Origin of the sequence: Flavobacterium flabelliforme, assembly GCF_017948675.1 — a bacterium.
Classification (GTDB): Bacteria; Bacteroidota; Bacteroidia; order Flavobacteriales; family Flavobacteriaceae; genus Flavobacterium; species Flavobacterium pygoscelis.
This window is the reverse complement of sequence record NZ_JAGFBU010000001.1, coordinates 599,633-621,011: the sequence shown is the minus strand read 5'-3', so window position 1 is coordinate 621,011 and position 21,379 is coordinate 599,633. Positions and strand designations below refer to the sequence as shown.

Sequence of the window (21,379 nt, the reverse complement as noted above, 5' to 3'; positions counted from 1 at the left end):
AAAATGTATTTATGAGGATTTTTTATTTTAAAATAGACTGACCCATAAAAACGGATCACTGTTAACTAATATTATGCATTCGCGGTAACCGCTTCTTTGTCAATTTTTCCAATTAAACCGGCTAATACTTTTCCAGGGCCCACTTCTGTAAATAAAGTGGCGCCATCAGCGATCATTTGCTGTACCGATTGTGTCCATTTTACGGGAGCAGTCAATTGGATTATTAAGTTTTTCTTGATTTCCTCTGGTGATGAAATTGCTGTTGCAGTTACATTTTGATAAACGGGGCAAATAGGAGTAGAGAACGTAGTTGCTTCAATAGCTGCCGCCAGTTCTTCTCTTGCTGGTTCCATCATAGGCGAGTGAAATGCTCCGCCTACAGGTAATAATAAAGCTCTTTTTGCACCAGCTGTTTTCATGGCTTCACACGCTTTTTCAACTGCTGACGTTTCACCAGAAATTACTAATTGTCCAGGACAGTTATAGTTTGCTGCTACTACAACACCGTCAATCGAAGCGCAAACTTCTTCTACGATATTGTCTGCTAATCCTAAAACTGCTGCCATTGTTGAAGGCTTAATTTCGCAAGCTTTTTGCATAGCAAGTGCTCTTTTTGAAACTAATTTAAGACCATCTTCAAATGACAAAGCACCGTTAGCAACTAATGCTGAAAATTCACCTAATGAATGACCTGCTACCATTTCTGGTTTAAAATCTTCTAACGTTTTTGCTAAAATTACTGAGTGCAAGAAAACTGCTGGTTGCGTAACCTTAGTCTCTTTTAATTCTTCTGCAGTTCCCTCAAACATAATGTCTGTGATGCGGAAACCTAATATTTCGTTTGCTTTTTCAAACAATTCTTTTGCTAGTGGAGAATTCTCATATAAGTCTTTGCCCATTCCTGTGAATTGTGCGCCTTGACCCGGAAATACATATGCTTTCATATTTATCTTTTTATTGTTTACAAATTTCTTCTATTAAAAAGGAATCAAATGCAAAAATACTATTTTTTACCCTATTTAAAAAAATCTCTTTTGTTTACCTTAAGGAATAAAAAATAGCAATATTCATGACAGAATGCTTGGTCCTTGTAATTCTGTCAGCAATTTTTGTAACATATATTTAACTTTTATACTAATGAAGTATAAAAAGAAAGTCATGAAAAAAATTCTATCCGTTATAGCACTTGCTATTGTAGCCTTCATATTATTTTACATCAATTTGCCAGTAATAAACTATGGTTTTACTGGATTTGCTTTTATTTTATTAGTATTGGTTATGCTAGTTATTGTATATTCTAGTGGTTTAACGGTTTCAGAAAAAACAAAACAGGTAAAGCTTGCAGCTATGCCAAGTAAGTATTTATATGTTTTAGTAGCTATACTTTTATCATACTGTATTTTATTACCACTTATTACTAGTACGAAAATGTTTAGAAGCGATTCCTATCAGAAATTAATTGGTGAAGTTAAAAATGGAGAAAAAATTACAAACCATATTGCTCCAATTTCTATAGATAAAATTAGAGTGGTCGATGAAAAGTTAGCTTATCTTTTAGGAGAGAAAATATTAGGTTCTCAGCCTGCACTTGGAAGTCAAGTAGAATTAGGAGATTTTTGCATTCAAAAAGTAAATGATGAGTTGTATTGGGTTGCGCCCTTATTACATTCTGGACTTTTAAAATGGTTTAATAACCAAGAGGGAACTGCAGGATATGTAATGGTTTCTGCAACCAATGAGCGTGATGTGAAATTAGTGCAACATGTGGGCGGAAAAGCGATAAAGATTAAGTACCAACCCGGTGCTTATTTTGGTAGTGAATTGCATCGCCATGTTTATTTTAATGGATATGCCACTGCTGGTTTAGCCGATTTTAGTTTTGAGATTGATGATGCTGGAAATCCATTTTGGGTGATCACTAAATATGAAAAGAGAATTGGTTTTTCTGGAAAAGAAGCTAATGGAATTGTTGTTGTTGATGCACAATCGGGAGCTATGACTGAATATTCAATTGCTAAAACGCCACTATGGGTAGATCGCATTCAGCCTTTAGGTTTTATAGAAGACCAATTAAATGATTGGGGAGAATATGTGCATGGGTATTGGAACTTCTCCAATGCAGATAAATTACAAACCACAGAAGGTTTGACTTTAGTGTACGGAAAAGATAACAAATCCTATTGGTACACCGGATTGACTTCTGTAGGGAAAGATGAGTCTGCAGTAGGTTTTGTATTGGTCGATACAAGAACAAAAGAAGCGACCTTTTACAAGCAAAGTGGAGCGACAGAATATGCTGCTCAAAGTTCAGCCGAAGGGAAAGTTCAGGAAAAAGGATATAAAGCTTCGCTGCCTATCCCGTATAACATCAATAATATACCTGCTTATGTCATGACGCTTAAAGATGATGGGGGGTTGGTAAAAATGTTTGCTATGGTTGATATTTCCGATTATACAATTGTTGGAGTAGGAAATACGATGAGAGAAACATTGACCGCTTTTAAAAACGTCTATAATATGGCGGATAACAAGATAAATCCCAATAGTGTCTCTAATAAAAAAACAGTAAAATCAGTAGTTACTCGAATTCAAAATGATGTTAAAAACGGAAATAGCTTTTATTATTTTAAAGTGAAAGATTATCCTAATATTTTCGTGGGTTCTTCTCAAATATCAAGTCAGTTGCCCGTAACAATTATCGGAGATAGTATTTCAGTTTCCTTTGATTTAGATTTAGAAGAAGTAATTGATATTTCAACATTCGAAAATATTAATCTAAAATCGAGTATGAAAAAGAAGTAGTAAAAAGAAAGGCTTGCAGTGATTATTGCAAGCCTTTTTTTACTTTTTAGGTACTAGTTTAAAAGAAGTCACTTTAAATCTATCGTCAACTATTTTTCCAACTACCTCTGCTTTTCTGACTGCAGCACAAAAACCGTCATCAGCATGTGCATCTCCATGTGCATCTATTGAAGTGCCATCTACAAAATAGGATTTCCCATCAATGCGAACGGCTAAATCGCAGCCATGTCCTTTCATATCAAATTGACATTGACCGCAAGCGGCTTCTACAATTTGTGGTTTTATTTCCTCTTTTTTTTCTTGAGCACTTATTGTTACTGCGAAAAATAAAAATGTTGCTACTATTATTTTTTTCATAATTATAAATTTACGGTTACTAAGGTAGCAGCATTTTTTGCTCTTTCCACAATTTCTTCAATTGGTGTTTCTAGAATATCATTTGCAAGTGCAACTCCCATTCTACGGTATGGTCTCGAAGTTGGTTTTCCAAAGATTCTAAAGTCAGTTTTTGGTAAAGCTGCTATTTTTTCGATTCCGGAATAGCTTGGATTTTCTGAATTTTCTGAAGCTAAGATAACAGCACTAGCACCTGCTTTTTCTAGAGTAATCTCAAAAATCGGTAAACTTAAAATTGCTCTTAAATGCAATTCAAATTGATTAAAATTTTGGGTTCCTGCTAAGGTGACCATTCCTGTATCATGCGGACGAGGTGATAACTCCGAGAAATAAACGCCTTCATCTGTTAGAAAAAACTCAACGCCAAATAGACCAGCGCCACCTAATGCTTCGGTAACTTTTTCGGCCATATCTTGTGCCTCATACAAGTCCTTGTCGGAAATACGTGCAGGTTGCCAACTTTCCATATAATCGCCACGTTCTTGTCTATGACCAATAGGTGCGCAAAATAAGGTGGGATTGTTGTTTTGAACAACAGTTAGTAAAGTGATCTCCGAATTGAACTGGACAAATGCTTCGACGATTACTTCTACTACATCACCACGGGAACCTTCAACGGCATAATTCCATGCTTTATCAATATCGGCAATTGTCTTTATTGTAGATTGTCCTTTTCCAGACGAACTCATTAACGGTTTTACAACACAAGGCATTCCTACTGCTTCAACTCCTTTATGTAGTTCTTCAGCGGTGGTTGCATAGCGATAATTAGCTGTTTTTAATCCTAATTCTTTTGAAGCTAAATCCCGAATTGCTTTTCTGTTCATTGTAAAGTTGGCCGCTTTCGCCGAAGGAACAACTACAATTCCTTGCTTTTCGTACTTGTAAAACTGTTCCGTACGAATCGCTTCTATTTCTGGGACAATAAAGTCAGGTTGATGTTTGGCAACAAGACGGTCTAAAGCTGCTCCGTCTAACATATTGATAACTTCAAAAGCATGCGCAACTTGCATCGCTGGTGCATTTGCGTAGCTATCGACAGCAATTATTGTTTGTCCGATTCTTTGTGCTGCAATGGTAAATTCTTTACCCAGCTCGCCAGAACCTAGAAGTAATATTTTCATTTTATCTCATCTTAATTGAGTAGTAAAAATAGAAAAACACTTTTTATAATGCGTTAAAATTTATTTTAATTTATGGTTATAACTTTTGAATAACTTAAATTGAATTTTCTCACAAAAAAGCAACTATATTTATATATTTGTGGGTTTTTAAATCATAATTATAATTCAAAAAATAATGAAGACAAATTTTTTTTTATTGATTACTGCTTTATTCCTTACTACATTAGGATACTCTCAAATCACGTTCTATGTTGGAATGGGGCAACAGAAGGCAGAAGGAATTGTTTTTAAAAAAGACAATCAAAATGTTAGCGGAACAGTGCATTTTCCGGGATTTGAAGACAAGAAAATTAAAGTAAGAGTGGCAGATAAAAGCGAAAAATTTGCTGGTAAAGACATTGACTCTGTACAGATATTTGATGAAAATAAAAAGGTGATTTATACTTTCTTTTATACTAAAACAAAAGTATATAAAGCGAAAGGAAAAGAGACAAAGATTGCAAAAGAAGGCTGGATTTGTAAAACAATCGAAGGTAAAGTTTCCTTGTATTTAGGAGGAGTAGCTTATGGAATTAAAGACGATAAGGTTGAGGGTGATGTTATTAAAGAAGGAAATACAAAAGCAGATAAAATAAAAATCAGGAAAATGAAAGTGGTTTCTAAACAAGTAAATCACTATTTAAAAAGAAAAAACGAAGATTACCCAACACTTGTATCTATGAGTTCAAACGGAGCTTCTGTAGGATTTAATACTTTTTTTAGGGAATTCGGAGTTTATTATTTTAATGATAATCAAGAAATTGCGAAAAAGATTGAAGAAAAAGAATATAAGTATGATGATATAGAAGAGGTAGTAAACTTATATAATGTTAAACCAAAGTCTAAAGTAAAAGCAGAGGTAAAATCGGATGCAAAAGAGGAAGCAAAGCCAAAAGCAACCAAGGTTACAAAAAAGAAACCGACTAAAAAAAATAAATAAGAGCAATTGATTTTATTTATTAGATTCTTTAATAAAAATCGATAAATTAATGATTTTTAGAAATAATAAAGCGTTCAAAAATTTATAAATAAATTTTTGAACGCTTTTATTTTACTTCTCAATTAATGAAAATGATCTTCTTCAATTTCAAACTCAGCATCTTTTTCCCAAATTTCCATTTCACAAGGCTTGCAATTGAATTTCAATTTGTATTCTAGTTCGCCTTGCTTTAAGACTAGAGGTTCTTTTAACTTCTCACCCATAATTTCTTTTTGATGTATAGGGCATTTTTTTAATTCGTATTTGATGCAATATTTAGTGGTCATTACACGAGATTTTCCTGGTTCCCATTGTAATTCAAATGCTTTTTCTATTTCCGTAACACCGTGACGCTCATAAAATTTACGTGCCAATTTGTTAGATACATTGTACATGAAATCTAATTTAGTTTCAGGATAAGGATGTGAAGTTTTAACCAATTGGTGTTCTTCAACTTTGTAGCCAGCCATACGAATTGCTGATAATTGTTCAAAAACAGTACGTCTCATTTCATTGATTTTTGAAATAGGTAGAAACCAGTTTTCTGAAAACATCACATTAATTTCATCGGCTTTATAAGGAGTGAATCCTGTTTTAGCCAATTGTGTTTTTATATTTTCGGCAATAGATTCGTTGTTTTTAGTTTGCTCTTTAGCATGTTCTAAATGAACTGTGCTCACAAAACCGTCTTCATCAGTAGCGATTAATTCGAAACCATTTTCATTTTCGGTCAATAGTAAAGTAGTACTTATTTTTCGAACCGCACTATCTTCGCGCTCTACGATTTTGATAAAGGCAGCATCATTATTGCGGTAAATAAAAGTGCCTTCTTTTAATTCCTTTAAAACATTGGGATAGGCTAAGCCGTTTTCGACTTTATTTACATAGATTCCATCTGCTTCATTGTTGTCGTTTATGTAGCAAAGTCCATCGCCATTGTTAAGTAGTTCTCCATTTTCAATTTGGTAAGCGTTACTAACTGTTTTGATTAATTTACCAATATATTGACCTTTTGATTTTGGACTTTCCCAAGACCCGATAGATTGGTCTCTTCCGTTTACAAAATAATCGGTGTATCCCCGATTGAAGCTTTTGTTTAAAGCAGAATCGAAAGTAAAAGTACATTTTCCCGAAGAAGCTTTAGTGTAGCTGTCATTTCCTTCTAGAAAAGCATCTAGTTTTTGTCTTAGATATGAAACATTATTTTTTACATATACAATATCCTTCAATCGGCCTTCTATCTTGAAAGAGCAAACTCCCGCTTCGATTAAGTTTGGGATTTGGTCTGAAACATCAAAATCCTTGATAGAAAGTAAGTGACTGTTTTTGATTAATGTTTCACCGTGTCCGTCAATTAAGTTGTAAGGCAAACGACAGTTTTGAGCGCATGAACCACGGTTGGCGCTGCGTTCTCCATTGGCAACACTCATGTAGCAGTTTCCACTAAAGGAAACACACAATGCGCCTGTTACAAAAAACTCTAATTCTACATCTGATGCTGTACTAATTGTTTTTATTTGATGAAGGTTTAATTCTCGAGCTAAAACGACACGTTTCATTCCAGCATCTTTCAGGAATTTAATTTTGTCAGCGTCGCGGTTGTTTGCTTGTGTGCTTGCATGTAAAACGATTGGAGGTAAATCCATTTCCATGATTGCCATATCTTGCACGATAAGCGCATCTACTTTAATGTCGTACAATTTCCAAATCATCTGACGACACGTTTCCAATTCATTATCGTATAAGATGGTGTTGATTACAACAAAAACTTGGGCGTGGAATAAGTGAGCATATTTTACTAATTCAGCTATATCTTCGATCGAGTTCGTTGCATTAGAGCGTGCTCCAAATTGTGGTGCTCCAATATATACTGCGTCGGCTCCACTGTTGATGGCTGCCATTCCGTGTATTAAATCTTTTGCTGGAGCAAGTATTTCTATTTTCTTTTTCATCTAGTTGATGATAAATTGTTAATTTTTAAAACTTTAGTCTTTTTAGAGTTCCCTCAAAAAAGTCTGCAAATGTCTAATTAATTATCCAAGATTTCTAACGAATAGCTGTTTTTTTAAAAATAAATAGAATTATAAAAAGAGTTTTTTATAACGGTTTGTTAATTCGATTAAAATTGGAGTTCAGTAAACCATATATGTAAATAGTTATTAAAAAATAAAAACCACTTAGCATAAGCTAAGTGGTTTTTATATAAAAATATTCTAATAGTAATTAAGATATTTTTTTTGCTTTAATTTTAGTTAAAGTACTTTGTATGCTATTTAATTGTTTAGTGATCATAGCAATTTGGTTGGTTTGTAAGTGGTCTTTTTTCAAAACCTCTTCATATTTCTCAATTGCAGCTTCTTCTCCAGTAATACAAGCGTTTATAATTGCTTCTGTATCTCCGCCAGTAAACGACGCTTTAATGTCAATCCAAGTACGGTGTAGCGCTCCTAAAGCTCCTCCACCAGACTCATCAGTTGATTTTCCTAGTCTGTTTATTTCATCTTGAAGTTCTACAATAAAAAGGGAACGTTCACGAGCATATTGTATAAAATCAGATTTTATTGATGCCTCTTCAGCGTGTTCTGCTGCATTGGTATATCCTAGTTTTCCATCCTCTAGAATTGAAATTAATCCTTCTAATGTGCTTACTGTTTCTTTTGTGGTTTCATCTGTATTTAACATGGTATAATTTTTTAATTAATGTATAATACAAAGTTGGAGAAACTTGTAATAAATTGTATTACACAATTTTAAAAAATATTTATAGTATTCTTTAGTGATTTTTTTAGATTGAATATTGTAATTTAGCTTAAAATATAATTCAAATTGCTTTATTTATTTAGCAATACTAATATTATTTATTCGTAATTTTTCAAAGTATGTAATAACTCTTTTTTATAGTTATAAATATCATCTAACGAATTTAATAGTTTTTTTTCTCCACTGTCTTTACCATTATTAAAAAGCTCAATATATTTATTTGCTGAATTAAAATGAAGACGACAAATAGGTTTGCGATTGTTGTCATCTAACAGAATGCCAAAATAAGATTGGGTATCTCTAAATCCGATTCTTGAGGTAGGTAACATTTCCCTTAATATTGCCTTTATTATTTGAGAACCTTCACGCTCTTCTTCCGTGGTTACAAATTTTGGTGCTTCAGAGCTGTCGTCTATTGATGAAATCTTTTCGTCAGTTTTGGTTGGTATAGTCTCATTAATATCTAAAGCATTCTTTAGTCTAAAATTTATGGACTCATTAATAGAATTAGAAAATGCTTTTTTAGTGTATTCTTTAAAAGCAGTCATTCTAGACGCTATTAATGGCTTCTCATAAAATTTACTAACTAACATTTTAACTATTTCATCTGAAGGATCTTTTAATTCTTTTTCAAATTCATTTCTTATTGCTTTTATATATTTTAATCCTTCTGCTGAATCTAGTATTGCCTCTAAATTATATCCGTTTTTTGTAAATTTATCTAATATTTTTAAACTAGTATCTTTTAGATTAGATAAGTCTAAAGTGAAAAATGGTTTTTCATCCATTATATTAGGTTTTTCCAAATCTGCGTAGAAATTATAAATATGCCCGTTAGTCAAAACACCGAATCTAGCTTTCGAAACGTGATAATATCTGTGTAGCTGTGAATTATGTGCATCTACATTTTCTTTCCAATTTTTACATTCAATTATTAATATAGGTTCACCATCTCTTTTAATAACATAATCTATTTTTTCCCCTTTTTTAGTTCCTATATCGCAAATAAACTCTGGAATTACTTCTGTTGGATTAAAAATATCGTAACCTAAAATTTGTATAAATGGCATTACAAAAGCATTTTTAGTAGCTTCTTCAGTATTAATTTGATCTTTTAATGAATCAACTCTACTGTGTAATTGTTCTAACTTTAATTTAATTTCTGCTTCCATATTTTTATATTGAAATAGGTTATAATTAGTAATTTAAAAATAAGTTAATAAATAGTTTATTAAATCAAATATAGAAATATATTCTTACCAAAATTAATTTTGTTGTTTAAATAGATGTAATAAAAAATAATTATGTTGTTGATTTATTGGATTTTAAGTCGTTTCTGTACTCTTTAGTAAATTGATTAGGTAAAGAAAGTTAATTTATATAAACATAAACAATTTGTAGATTTGCGTAAGGGATAGTAGTGAAAATCCTTGTTTATTATGAAGCGATAGCGAAATAATAAAAAGATTGAAGCGTATAGCCCGACCGTGCTGTAACTTTAGTGAAAGCAGGGTTACGCCCAAAAAAAATAGCTTAAGATCGAAGCGATAAAACTTCGAATCTTAAACTATTTTTATATTGTGAAAGTGTGTTTTAATTAAGCGACAGCTTCTTTTATTCTGCGTAAGGCTTCTTTAAGAATGTCTTCGCTAGTTGCATAAGAGAAACGGATGCAGTTTGCGTTACCAAAAGCTTCACCAGTTACTGTTGCTACGTTAGCTTCACCTAAAAGGTACATAGAGAAATCATTCGCATCTTTGATTAAAGTTCCTTTTAATGTTTTTCCGAAGAATGCAGAAACGTCTGGAAATACATAAAAAGCACCTTCTGGAACGTTAATTTTCATTCCTGGAATTTCTTTGATTAATCCTACTACTAAATCTCTACGACTATGGAACGCTTGAACCATATCGTTTAATACAGAAGGATCAGCGTCAACGGCAGTTATGGTAGCGCGTTGTGCAATACTGTTGGCTCCACTAGTTACTTGACCTTGAATTTTTGTACACGCTTTTGCGATAAATTCTGGTGCGCCAATGTAACCAATTCTCCATCCTGTCATTGCGAAGGCTTTAGCTACTCCGTTTACGGTAATTGTTCTTTCTAACATTCCTGGTATAGAGGCGATGCTACAAAAAGTTCCCGAGAAATTAATGTGCTCGTATATTTCATCAGCAACAACATATATGTTTGGGTATTTATCTAATACTTTAGCTAATGCTGTTAGTTCGTCTCTACTGTAAACAGATCCGCTAGGATTGCAGGGAGAACTAAACCACATCATTTTTGTTTTAGGAGTAATTGCTGCTTCTAATTGTTCTGGTGTAATTTTGAAATCGGTTTCTACTGATGTAGGAACTTCTACAGGAACTCCGCCAGATAATTTTACAATTTCGAAATAGGAAACCCAGTATGGAGCGGGCAAAATAACTTCGTCTCCATCATTAAGCATGACTTGTGCAATGTTATATAAAGATTGTTTTGCTCCAGTAGAAACTACAATTTGAGAAGGTTTGTACTCTAAGTTGTTGTCTCTTTTAAATTTTCTGCAAATTGCTTCTTTCAGTTCTACATATCCATCAACGGGAGAATAAGTGCTATAATTTTCATCAATGGCTCGTTTTGCTGCTTCTTTGATAAAGTCAGGTGTATTAAAGTCAGGTTCTCCTAAACTTAAACTGATGATGTCTTTTCCTTCTGCTTTTAATTCTCTAGCTAATGCTGCCATTGCTAATGTTTGTGATGTAGATAGGTTGTTAATTCTGTCTGAAAGTGGGTTGTTCATTATAAATAGTGTTGATTGCCCTGAGTTGCTGTAAAAATCAGGGTGGTTAATAATAGTTATGTTGCGGTCTTGTAAAAGAAAATTGAGTTTTTAAATGCTGTTTTTATAGAGCAGGTTTCATACCCAATTGTTTTAGATGTTTAAAGTGTGCAATAACAGCGCTTCTCATCGTTTTATATTCGTAATAAGGCAGGTTGCATTCTTGAGCTGTTTCCTTTACTATTTTGGCAATTTTACCGTAATGAATGTGGCTGATATTTGGAAAAATATGATGCTCAATTTGGTGATTTAAACCACCTGTATACCAGTTAACAATTTTGTTTTTTGGAGCAAAATTCGTTGTGGTAAACAATTGGTGAATGGCCCAAGTATTGTCCATTTCGCCTAATTCATTTGGAGAAGGATTGGTCGTTTCCTCTACAACGTGTGCTAATTGAAATACAACACTCAAAATTAATCCAGCAGTATAATGCATTATAAAAAAACCAATAAGCACTTTCCACCACGTGATTCCTATGATAATAGGTAAAGCAATCCAAATAGTCACATAAATTACTTTTGTGATTATTAAAGTGGTCCAAAGTATTTTTGGGCTTTTCGCTTCTCCGTAAGATAATTTTCGTTTCAAGTAGCTTCTCATTTGTCTAAAATCTGTTGTGATAGCCCAATTGAAAGTTAGTAAACCATAAAGAAAAACAGAGTAATATTGTTGAAAACGGTGAAAATTGTACCATTTGGCATCTTTTGTAAAACGAATAACGCGTCCGGCATCTAAGTCTTCATCGTGTCCTGGAATGTTGGTATACGTATGGTGTAACACATTGTGCTGTACTTGCCAGTTGTACACATTTCCAGCAAGAACATAAATAGTTCCTCCCATAAATTTATTAACCCAATTTTTATTAGAATAGGATCCGTGATTTCCGTCGTGCATTACGTTCATTCCTACGCCTGCCATTCCAATTCCCATTACTATTGTCAATAGAAGATGCGCCCAAAAAGGCATATCTAAGGTTAGGATTAAGAAATAGGGTGCTAGAAAAACAGTAAATAAGATTATTGTTTTTAAGTATAATTTCCAATTACCTGTTTTCTGGATTTTATTTTCCTTAAAGTAATTGTTAACCCGAGAGTTAAGGGTTCTGAAAAATTTCAGATTATCTTGCTTTGCAAAAGTTGGAGCTGTATTATTCATATGTCTTTAATAAGTTTCAAAGGTAATTATTATAAATTTTTGGATATGCAAAAATGAGATAAAAATTTTAACTCTAAAGTGTTACTTTTGTTAAAAAAATAAGTGATGGACGAGATTCTTAAATATTTTCCCAATTTAACTGATATTCAGAAAGAGCAGTTCGAAAAACTAGATTTTTTATACCATGATTGGAATGAAAAAATTAATGTTATTTCGAGAAAAGATATAGATGCTTTATATACCAAGCATATTTTGCATTCGTTAGGAATTGCTAAAATTATAAAATTTGAACCTGGAACTTATGTACTTGATGTGGGTACAGGCGGAGGTTTTCCTGGAATTCCGTTGGCAATTCTTTTTCCCGAAACGCGATTTCATTTAATTGATATTATTGCCAAAAAAATAAAAGTAGTGCAGGGAGTTGTAGATGCTTTAGAATTAAAAAATGTAAAAGCAGAACAATTGCGTGCTGAATTGGTAAAAGGTGATTTCGATTTTATTGTGAGTCGTGCCGTTACCAATATGCCGGATTTCGTTTCTTGGGTAAAAACCAAAATTAAAAAGAATAACAAACACGAATTGAAAAATGGAATTTTGTATTTGAAAGGTGGCGATTTAACGGAAGAATTAAAAGACTTTCCAAAAGCAACGGAGTATAATTTAGCTGATTTCTTTGAGGATGAGTTTTTTGAAACTAAGAAAGTAGTGCACTTACCATTGAAGTTTGTGGTTTAATAAGTCGTGAAGTTGAAAGTCGTAAAGTCGATAGAACAGCCAAGGAAATAACTTAAAGTGAAAAGCCGAATCTAATTAGTTAGATTCGGCTTTTTATACTCGTATAAAGCTTTAAGACTTTCGACTTTAAAACTTTAAGACAATTAATTACTCTCCTAAAAACGGATATCTATAATCTTCTGGAGTTACAAAAGTTTCTTTGATTGTTCTAGCAGATGTCCAACGCAATAAGTTTTGCATAGAACCTGCTTTATCATTCGTTCCTGATCCTCTAGCTCCACCAAATGGTTGCATTCCTACTACAGCTCCTGTTGGTTTGTCATTGATATAGAAATTACCTGCAGCATTTTGTAACGCTACTGTAGCTTCTTCAATTGCATAACGATCTTGACTGAAAACTGCACCAGTTAAAGCATACTCAGAAGTAGTGTCTACTAATTCTAAAGTCTCAGCCCATTTAGCATCTTCATACACATAAATAGTTACAACTGGTCCGAATAATTCAGTTTCCATTGTAGTGTATTTAGGGTTTGTTGTTAAGATGACAGTTGGTTCGATAAAATATCCTTTTGATTTATCATAGTTTCCACCAATGATCACTTCAGCATCTGTATCTTTTTTAGCTTGATCAATAAATTTAGCTAATTTGTCGAATGAAGCTTCAGAGATAACAGCAGTAATAAAGTTGCTCATATCTTCTGGAGAACCCATTTTCATCGATTTCAAATCCGTTTCTAATTGGCTTTTAATCGCTGGCCATAAACTTTGTGGCACATATACACGAGAAGCAGCACTACATTTTTGACCTTGGTACTCAAATGCACCACGAGCAATTCCTGTGGTAACTTGTTTTGGGTTTGCAGATGGATGCGCGATAATAAAATCTTTTCCTCCAGTTTCTCCTACAATTCTAGGGTATGTTTTGTATTTGCTGATGTTTGTTCCAATTTTTGCCCAAATATCATTGAAAACTCCTGTTGAACCTGTAAAGTGAACTCCTGCAAAATCTGGACTTGCTAATAACGTTTCCGTTACCATTCCAGAATCTCCCATTACCATATTGATTACACCGTCAGGTAATCCTGCTTCTTTAAAGATTTGCATCAACAAGTTAGCTGAATATACTTGAGTAGCTGCTGGTTTCCAAACGACTACATTTCCCATTAATGCGGCACTTGCAGGTAAGTTTCCAGCAATTGCAGTAAAGTTAAATGGAGTAATAGCGTATACAAAACCTTCTAATGCTCTGTATTCAACACGATTCCACATGTCTGAATTCGACTTTGGTTGCTCGCTGTAAATTTGCGTCATGTATTGTACGTTGAAACGTAAAAAGTCGATCAACTCACAAGAAGCATCAATTTCTGCTTGATAAATAGACTTAGATTGTGCAATCATTGTTGCAGCATTGATTTTTGCTCTATATGGTCCAGCAATCAATTCAGCAGCTTTTAAGAAAATACCTGCGCGGTGTTCCCATGCCATATTTGTCCATGCTTTTCTTGCTTTTAGTGCTGTTGCTATTGCGCCTTCGATATGAGATTTCTCTGCTAAGTGGTACGTACCTACGATATGTTGGTGATCGTGAGGTGCTGACATTGTTTTAGTATTTCCAGTTCTAATTTCTTCGCTTCCGATATAAAGTGGAACGTCAATTTTAGAATTCCACATTGCTTTGTAAGCTGCAAGTACAGCTGCTCTTTCTGGTGAATTAGGTGCGTAGCTTTTTACAGGCTCGTTTACCGCTTTTGGTACATGAAAAAATCCTTTTAACATAGTTGTAAAATTATAAAATTAAAAATCTTCGTTGTGTTTTTAAATAAAAAACAAAAGTACGAAGGATTCTTTAAAGAAATGATATTTTATGTTGTTAAGTAAAGACTAAACTTGTATATAGTTGCTTTTTAGCCCTGATAGAAAAGGAAAGCTTTTTGTGGTATCGTTGTATTTTTTCTTGTAAAATAAGAGCGACTTTAGAAGCTCCTTATTTTGCTTAGAAAAAAACAAACGAGAACATGAAAACTTGTATTGGAGAGCAGGATTGGCTTCTAACAGAGTTTAAAAATCTAATTTAAAGCAAATGGAGCACACAATCTGAAAGACGGTACAATAACTTTAAAGTTTTTGGTAGAGGTAAAGTTGATCATGTTAAAATACCCTTTCATAGCGCCATAGGGAGAGGAGAGCAAGCAACCGGAACTATAGGTATGTAATTCACCTGGTTTTAAAACAGGTTTTTTTCCTATTACACCTTCGCCATCTACAACCTCAATATCATTTAATGAATCGAAAATTTCCCAATGACGAGAAATTAATTGTACAGAATCTTTACTGTGGTTTTCTATTGTAATTTGGTAACTAAAGGCAAAGTGTAACTTGTAGTTCTTGAAGTAAGTTCCTTCAAAACTAGTTAATACAGATATTTTTATGCCTCTTGTTATTTGAGAAACCATAATAAGTGTGTAAAATCGTGTTTGTTGTCGTCAAAATTACAAAAAATAGATGTCGATTTGGCAATTATCAAAAAAGAATTTTTAGTTGGTACTATTTACAGAACTTGCGCTACCTATTCCAACTACTCTGTCATAACGGTCTATTCCTTCTCTATAATAAACCAGAACGGTATAATTATTTTCTGTTTGATAAAAATTACCATCAATCGCATTTTCAAAATCAATGTTTCCTTTGTTGTCTGCAATGGTGTATTGAAAATTTGTGAATCCTTGTTTAATTAAAATCGCCTTTTCGTAAGTTGCTTTTTTAGGATTGTAATCGAGTTTATATTCTGGTGTAAGATTGTAGTTGTTAAACATTCCCGTAACATAAATATCTTTGTTAAGTCTAAAACTGGGAGCCGAAAGGCTAAAATAAACCCAAGCGTAATCTGCTTCGATTTCGCTATTTGATGCATTTATATTTTTAACAACAAAATTTCCGTTGATGTCTTGACTGAAAGAATAAGGGAAATTAGCTCTTGCAGCATTTGTGTACAATCGAGAACCATAAATGGCTGTGTCAGAGTCTATTTTTCCAACATTATTCGCGGCAGCTCTGATGTCTTTATTCTCGAAATACAGGAATTCATTACCAGCCCAAAATTGTGTTTCTGCATCGTATTTATAAATTAACTCATTCCCAATTGTATATTGTGGCACTACATTTTTGATGGCGTTATTTAGTTGACCATTTTGCATAATTACCACTCTTACGTTCTTTAATGCGTTTTGAAAAGTAATCGTATTGGATCTAATGGCAAAATCTAAATTTTGTTTCGTATCCATATTAGTAACCGTTCGTGCGCGTTTAACTTGCAGGGGAACTGAAACTAAATCTTCGCATAATATAAGTTTTCTAGAAAAAACAACTTCTTTGTTTTCGTCTAAAATCTTGATCATGTAATTGCCGCTGATTTTTAATTTCCGCGTAAATTGATTGGGAATCGATAGTTTATAATGCGAATATATTTGTAACGTATTAAAAGAATTGGTGTAATCCTGAATGCGTTGATTGTCAAAACCTTCTAGATACTCATTTTTGGGTAATCCAGAAGGAATCCAATTATAATCACAGTGAATTATTTCATAATAGTAATTGGCTTCGTTGCCAAAAAGATCATCAAATTGAAACTGAAAACCTTCACCCAAATTTAAGATTGGAATTATATTTTGTTCGTTTTGAACAAATGAAATTGTTTTGATATTGTAAGGAGGAACCACCTCTTTTTCTGCTTGTGCAAAAGAAGAACTAACTGTAAAAAGCAGAAAAAAGTTGGCGAAAATAGTTTTAATCATCTTTCTAAATGTCTGAGAGGTAAATATAACAAATTATATAGAATTCAGATTTGAATCTTTTTTTGCTAAAACACTATCTTATTTAAAACAAACAGGAATAATTTCTCCTTTAGCTAAGCAATATTTTTCTACTAATTCGGGTGCAATTTTCTTAGTATAATCTTCTTCAACTACGGTAAAACCAATACTTCTTAATTTATCAAAATAATCCCTTCCGTAAATGCGAACATGATCGTACTGTCCGAAAATTTTAGCACGTTCTTTTTGATCGGTAATCGTATCATCTGCAAAAGTAACTGCTCTTTTTAAATCCTGAGGAATTTGCAAAATAGCCATTCCGCCCGGTTTTAGAACACGATATAATTCTTGCATTGCCTTGGTATCATCCGGAATGTGCTCTAATACGTGATTGCAAAGAATAACATCGTATTGATTGTCCTGAAAAGGTAAATTACAGATGTCTGCTTTTACATCTGCAAGAGGAGAAAATAAATCCGTAGTAGTGTAATCTAAATTTTTCTGGTTTCTAAATAGTTTATAGAAGGCTTGTTCTGGTGCGAAATGTAATACTTTCTTTTTTTCTTTAGAAGTAAAAAAATCAGTTTCATCTTTAAGATACAACCATAATAATCGATGTCTTTCTAGTGAAAGTGTACTTGGAGAAAGAACATTGTTTCTTTGCGTTTCGTAGCCATAAGGCAACATCGATTTAAAACTTTTTCCGTCAATAGGATCGGTAAATTTGTTTCCTTTTAATGAAAAAGCGATAATAGGACGTGCCACGTAACTTAAACGAATCAGTAATGGGCGCGGTATGGTGTTGAGTACGAGTTTAAAAAGTTTCTTCATTACAGAACTAAAGGTGTTTTTCTAAATTCATCTTCTTCATTACTAACAATTCCTAACGCTTTATACACATAAGCAAAAGTGGATAATATCTCTGGTTTACCATCAATTATAGCAACGTCATGCTCAAAATGGGCACTCGGTTTTCCGTCGGCTGTTGTAATAGTCCAACCGTCTTTGTGTTGTTTTATATTTCTTGTTCCAAGATTGATCATGGGCTCGATTGCCACCACCATTCCTTCTACAAAAAGTTTTCCTCTTCCTTTTTTACCATAATTAGGCATTTCAGGATCTTCATGCATTTTTTGACCCACGCCGTGTCCTACTAATTCACGAACTACTCCGTAACCATGAGCTTCTGTGTATTTCTGAATGGCATTTCCAACATCTTCTACGCGGTTTCCCAATCTTAATTCTCGGATTCCTACATATAAAGATTCTTTAGTAATCTGTAGTAATTTTTTGGTTTCTGGAGCTACTTCGCCAATTTCAAAGGAATAGGCATGATCACCATGGTATCCGTTTTTGTAAGCGCCACAGTCTACAGAAATTACATCGCCACTTTCTAATGGTTTGTTATTTGGAATTCCATGTACCACTTGAGAATTTGGACTCATACACAATGAGTTTGGAAACCCATATAATCCTAGAAAACTAGGTACTGCACCATGATCACGAATAAATTCTTCGGCTAATTTGTCTAAATATAAAGTAGTAACTCCTTCTTTTATTTCAGAAGCTACCATTCCTAATGTTTTTGATACGATCAACGCACTTTCGCGCATCAATTCTATTTCTTCACGTGATTTTACAATAATCATAATACTTGTTTTTCAGTTTGCAAAAGTACGATTTTATAATTATTTAATTAGTTTCATACGGTATTTATAAAAAGCGTTTTTATTATACTCTTTTTTTAAAATTAGATAGAAATCAAATAAATGCTTTGAAAACAAAACAGTAAATTAGTGTAAAATAAAAAATAAATAATTTTATGAATTCGAATGAAACCAAAAAAACAAATTTAAAAAAGATGAAAAACATTGCGCTATTTGTTTTGGGAATAGCGGTGGTTTGTTTTTTTGTAGCGCATCATTATAAAGTGGGTTGGCTTAAAGCAATTAGTGAGGCCGCTATGGTAGGCGGAATTGCTGATTGGTTTGCTGTAGTAGCGTTGTTTAAACATCCATTAGGAATTCCAATTCCGCATACCGCTTTAATTCCTAATAATAAAGACGCTATTGGTCAGAATTTAGGCAGTTTTGTTTCGGATGAATTTTTAATTAAAGAGAAATTAGAGATAAAATTAGACGAATTTGATTTTGCTACTAAAGCAACTAATTGGTTGAAAAACGAGGAAAATTCAACTAAAATTGCTTCTTTATTAGTTGAAAATGTAATTCCCGTTGTTCTAAAAACTATTGATGATACCGATGTTAAAAATTTTATTCAGCAGCAGTTTGAAATCAAATTGAAACAGCTAAATTTTAGTGAATGGATTGCTTTGGGTTTAGAATCACTATCAAAAAGTGATAAACAAACTGAATTTATAACCAATGTATTGACCGTTTTGGCCGCAGAATTAGAAGCGAATAGGATTGAAATTGATGAGAAAGTTAAAAGTGCTACACCTTGGTACACCATGGGCGTTGCTGATAAAAAAATTGCAAAAGGGGTTTATAATGGACTTTATGAATTTTTGAATAGTGCAAAAGAGCCTGATAGTACTATTCGTGAAAAGATAAATTTATATGTATTTAATTTTATTGAAGAGTTAAAAAACGCTCCCGAAATGCAACAAAAGATTAACTCCATAATTATAAATTTTACTCAGAAAGAAGAGTTTCAGAATTATATTGGATCAATTTGGCAGGAAATAAAAAAAGCAGTTACTGAGGATATAAATAACGGTGAGGAATCAAAAATTAAAATAAGTTTAGCTCGAATGATTAGTAATTTTGGATTAACCATTCAAAATGATATAGTCATGACTACTAAAATTAATAATTTTTTAAAGATTGATTTGTTAGGCGTTTTACTTCGAAATAAAAAAGCCATCGGAGATTTGATTGCTAATTCCGTGCAAAGTTGGGACAAAAAAGAAATTGCTGATAAGTTAGAATTAGAAGTAGGCAAGGATTTACAATTTATCAGAATTAATGGAACTGTTGTTGGTGGTATAGTTGGTCTGTTTATTTATTTTGTAGAGCAGTTTATTTAATTTATGAATTAGTTTCACTGTATTTTTGTACTATTCTTCATGTTTGAGGTACCTTAACTACGTTGTTTGGCAGAATTCAGAAGTACTAGTTTAACAAAATGTATAACTAAAGTATTCTATAAAAAAAATGCTATCCTTTTGAGATAGCATTTTTGCATTTATTTTTTATTTATAATAAAGAATGACGTGTCATAACTTCAGGTTTTTCAATTCCCATTAACTCTAAAATAGTGGGTGCTATATCTCCTAAAACCCCATTTTGAATTTTTTTCAACTCTTTATCTACTAAAATAATTGGTACCGGATTGGTGGTGTGTGCTGTATTTGGACTTCCATCAGGATTAATCATAGTTTCGCAATTACCATGATCTGCTATAACTATAGTGGTGTAATTATTGGCTAAGGCAGCTGAAATTACTTTTTCGACACATTTATCAACCGCTTCACAAGCTTGTATTGCAGCGCTCATTATTCCGGTATGACCAACCATGTCGCCATTTGCAAAATTAAGACAAACGAAATCTACTTCTGCTTTATTCAGTTCAGGGACTAATGCATCTGCTAATTCAAAAGCACTCATTTCTGGTTGTAAATCATAAGTAGCTACTTTTGGAGAATTTTTTAAAATACGAGATTCTCCTTCAAAAGGCAATTCTCTACCACCAGAAAAGAAAAATGTTACATGCGGATATTTCTCTGTTTCCGCAATCCTAATTTGCTTTTTGTGCGCTTTCTCTAAAACTTCTCCAAGGGTCTCTGTAATATTGTCTTTATTATAAACGACTTTTATATTTTTGTAAGTTTCGTCATAATTAGTGAGTGTTACATAATACAGGTTTAATTTGTGCATGTTGTGTTCGTGACAATCCATTTGAGTTAAAACCTCTGTTAGCTCACGACCTCGATCTGTTCTAAAATTAAAGAAAATAACCACATCATCTTCTTCTATAGTGGCGAGTGGTTTGTCAAATGCATCTACGATAACGGTAGGATGAATAAATTCGTCGGTGACATTAACTTCGTAACTTTCTTCGATAGATGCTACGGCATTTGTAACATGAGTTCCAATTCCGTTGACTAATAGATCATAGGCTAGTTTTATTCTTTCCCATCTTCTGTCTCTATCCATGGCGTAGTAACGACCTATGATCGAAGCTAGTTTTACGGAAGTATTGGCTATATAATCTTGTAAGTCTTGAATGTAATGTTTGCCTGATTTCGGATCCACATCTCGACCATCAGTAAAGGCGTGAACATAAACTTTTTGCAATCCATGTTCTTGCGTAGCATCTATTAAACCTCGTAAGTGCGAAGTGTGCGAATGTACGCCACCATCTGAAAGTAACCCTAAAAAGTGTACTTTTTTATTGTGTGATTTGGCATATTTAAAAGCATCTACTAATACAGGTTCCTTAGCGAGAGTATGATTGGCCACGGCCAAATTAATTTTGGCTAAATCCTGATATACAATCCTACCAGCTCCAAGATTCATGTGTCCCACTTCGCTGTTTCCCATTTGACCTTCGGGTAATCCTACATTCAAACCGTCTGTTCGAAGTTGAGCATGTGGATAATTTTTATATAGGCTATTTATAAAAGGAATATTAGCGTTGTCGATTGCAGAAATTTTTGGATCTGGAGATTTTCCCCAACCGTCCAAAATCATAAGAATTACTTTTTTATTCATCACTAAGTTATTTTAAACA

Annotated in this window: 18 protein-coding genes; 4 read left to right on the top strand and 14 right to left on the bottom strand. The window is 33.2% G+C overall.

Going from position 1 to position 21,379, the window contains the following annotated elements:
• Positions 1–71 precede the first annotated feature (71 nt).
• Entirely contained in the window at positions 72–944 is an 873-nt protein-coding gene (gene fabD, locus J3S90_RS02695; RefSeq protein ID WP_210644554.1) for an ACP S-malonyltransferase, read from the bottom strand.
• A gap of 214 nt (positions 945–1,158) precedes the next feature.
• Here fabD and J3S90_RS02690 point away from each other — a divergent pair, with 214 nt between their 5' ends.
• A complete protein-coding gene (locus J3S90_RS02690; protein WP_210644552.1) occupies positions 1,159–2,802 on the top strand; it encodes a hypothetical protein in 1,644 nt (547 codons plus the stop codon).
• A 39-nt stretch (positions 2,803–2,841) separates the two neighbouring features.
• Here the strand turns inward: J3S90_RS02690 and J3S90_RS02685 are convergent, their stop codons facing one another.
• Positions 2,842–3,159, bottom strand: a complete 318-nt coding sequence (locus J3S90_RS02685) for a DUF6370 family protein (RefSeq protein WP_210644549.1) — start codon at positions 3,157–3,159, stop codon at positions 2,842–2,844.
• A gap of 2 nt (positions 3,160–3,161) precedes the next feature.
• Entirely contained in the window at positions 3,162–4,322 is a 1,161-nt protein-coding gene (purT, locus tag J3S90_RS02680) for a formate-dependent phosphoribosylglycinamide formyltransferase (RefSeq protein ID WP_210644547.1), read from the bottom strand.
• A 175-nt stretch (positions 4,323–4,497) separates the two neighbouring features.
• On the opposite strand from purT, the gene J3S90_RS02675 reads away from it, so the two are divergent.
• Positions 4,498–5,301: a hypothetical protein gene (locus J3S90_RS02675; RefSeq protein WP_210644545.1), complete on the top strand. Its 804-nt coding sequence runs from the start codon at positions 4,498–4,500 to the stop codon at positions 5,299–5,301.
• A gap of 122 nt (positions 5,302–5,423) precedes the next feature.
• Here J3S90_RS02675 and J3S90_RS02670 read toward each other — a convergent pair whose 3' ends face one another.
• The 5 genes from J3S90_RS02670 to J3S90_RS02650 all read right to left on the bottom strand — a co-directional run bounded on the left by J3S90_RS02670 (position 5,424) and on the right by J3S90_RS02650 (position 12,080).
• Positions 5,424–7,292, bottom strand: a complete 1,869-nt coding sequence (locus J3S90_RS02670) for a peptidase U32 family protein (RefSeq protein WP_210644543.1) — start codon at positions 7,290–7,292, stop codon at positions 5,424–5,426.
• Positions 7,293–7,563: 271 nt separating this feature from the next.
• Positions 7,564–8,022, bottom strand: a complete 459-nt coding sequence (locus J3S90_RS02665; RefSeq protein WP_188048819.1) for a ferritin-like domain-containing protein — start codon at positions 8,020–8,022, stop codon at positions 7,564–7,566.
• A gap of 176 nt (positions 8,023–8,198) precedes the next feature.
• The gene (locus J3S90_RS02660) at positions 8,199–9,272 is read right to left on the bottom strand and encodes a type I restriction endonuclease (RefSeq protein ID WP_210644541.1); all 1,074 of its coding nucleotides are present in this window, start codon (positions 9,270–9,272) and stop codon (positions 8,199–8,201) included.
• Positions 9,273–9,697: 425 nt separating this feature from the next.
• A complete protein-coding gene (locus J3S90_RS02655) occupies positions 9,698–10,885 on the bottom strand; it encodes a pyridoxal phosphate-dependent aminotransferase (RefSeq protein WP_188048817.1) in 1,188 nt (395 codons plus the stop codon).
• A 103-nt stretch (positions 10,886–10,988) separates the two neighbouring features.
• Positions 10,989–12,080 (bottom strand): fatty acid desaturase family protein, encoded by a 1,092-nt coding sequence (locus J3S90_RS02650; protein ID WP_188048816.1) that lies wholly within the window; start codon positions 12,078–12,080, stop codon positions 10,989–10,991.
• Positions 12,081–12,185: 105 nt separating this feature from the next.
• On the opposite strand from J3S90_RS02650, the gene rsmG reads away from it, so the two are divergent.
• The gene (rsmG, locus tag J3S90_RS02645) at positions 12,186–12,815 is read left to right on the top strand and encodes a 16S rRNA (guanine(527)-N(7))-methyltransferase RsmG (RefSeq protein ID WP_210644539.1); all 630 of its coding nucleotides are present in this window, start codon (positions 12,186–12,188) and stop codon (positions 12,813–12,815) included.
• Between the two features lie 147 nt (positions 12,816–12,962).
• Here rsmG and pruA read toward each other — a convergent pair whose 3' ends face one another.
• The 5 genes from pruA to map all read right to left on the bottom strand — a co-directional run bounded on the left by pruA (position 12,963) and on the right by map (position 18,273).
• A complete protein-coding gene (pruA, locus tag J3S90_RS02640; RefSeq protein ID WP_188048814.1) occupies positions 12,963–14,591 on the bottom strand; it encodes an L-glutamate gamma-semialdehyde dehydrogenase in 1,629 nt (542 codons plus the stop codon).
• Positions 14,592–14,881: 290 nt separating this feature from the next.
• On the bottom strand, positions 14,882–15,268 hold the full coding sequence (apaG, locus tag J3S90_RS02635) for a Co2+/Mg2+ efflux protein ApaG (protein WP_188048813.1): 387 nt from the start codon (positions 15,266–15,268) through the stop codon (positions 14,882–14,884).
• An 81-nt stretch (positions 15,269–15,349) separates the two neighbouring features.
• Complete coding sequence (locus tag J3S90_RS02630) at positions 15,350–16,606, bottom strand: type IX secretion system plug protein (RefSeq protein WP_210644537.1); 1,257 nt, start codon at positions 16,604–16,606, stop codon at positions 15,350–15,352.
• 78 nt (positions 16,607–16,684) lie between these two features.
• Positions 16,685–17,455, bottom strand: coding sequence for a class I SAM-dependent methyltransferase (locus tag J3S90_RS02625; RefSeq protein ID WP_210644535.1), 771 nt, complete (start codon positions 17,453–17,455; stop codon positions 16,685–16,687).
• Positions 17,455–18,273, bottom strand: a complete 819-nt coding sequence (gene map, locus J3S90_RS02620) for a type I methionyl aminopeptidase (RefSeq protein WP_188048810.1) — start codon at positions 18,271–18,273, stop codon at positions 17,455–17,457. The genes J3S90_RS02625 and map overlap by 1 nt, the downstream gene beginning before the upstream one ends.
• Positions 18,274–18,485: 212 nt before the next feature.
• On the opposite strand from map, the gene J3S90_RS02615 reads away from it, so the two are divergent.
• On the top strand, positions 18,486–19,673 hold the full coding sequence (locus J3S90_RS02615) for a DUF445 domain-containing protein (protein ID WP_236023873.1): 1,188 nt from the start codon (positions 18,486–18,488) through the stop codon (positions 19,671–19,673).
• A gap of 169 nt (positions 19,674–19,842) precedes the next feature.
• Here J3S90_RS02615 and gpmI read toward each other — a convergent pair whose 3' ends face one another.
• Positions 19,843–21,360, bottom strand: a complete 1,518-nt coding sequence (gene gpmI / locus J3S90_RS02610) for a 2,3-bisphosphoglycerate-independent phosphoglycerate mutase (protein WP_210644531.1) — start codon at positions 21,358–21,360, stop codon at positions 19,843–19,845.
• Positions 21,361–21,379: the final 19 nt, after the last annotated feature.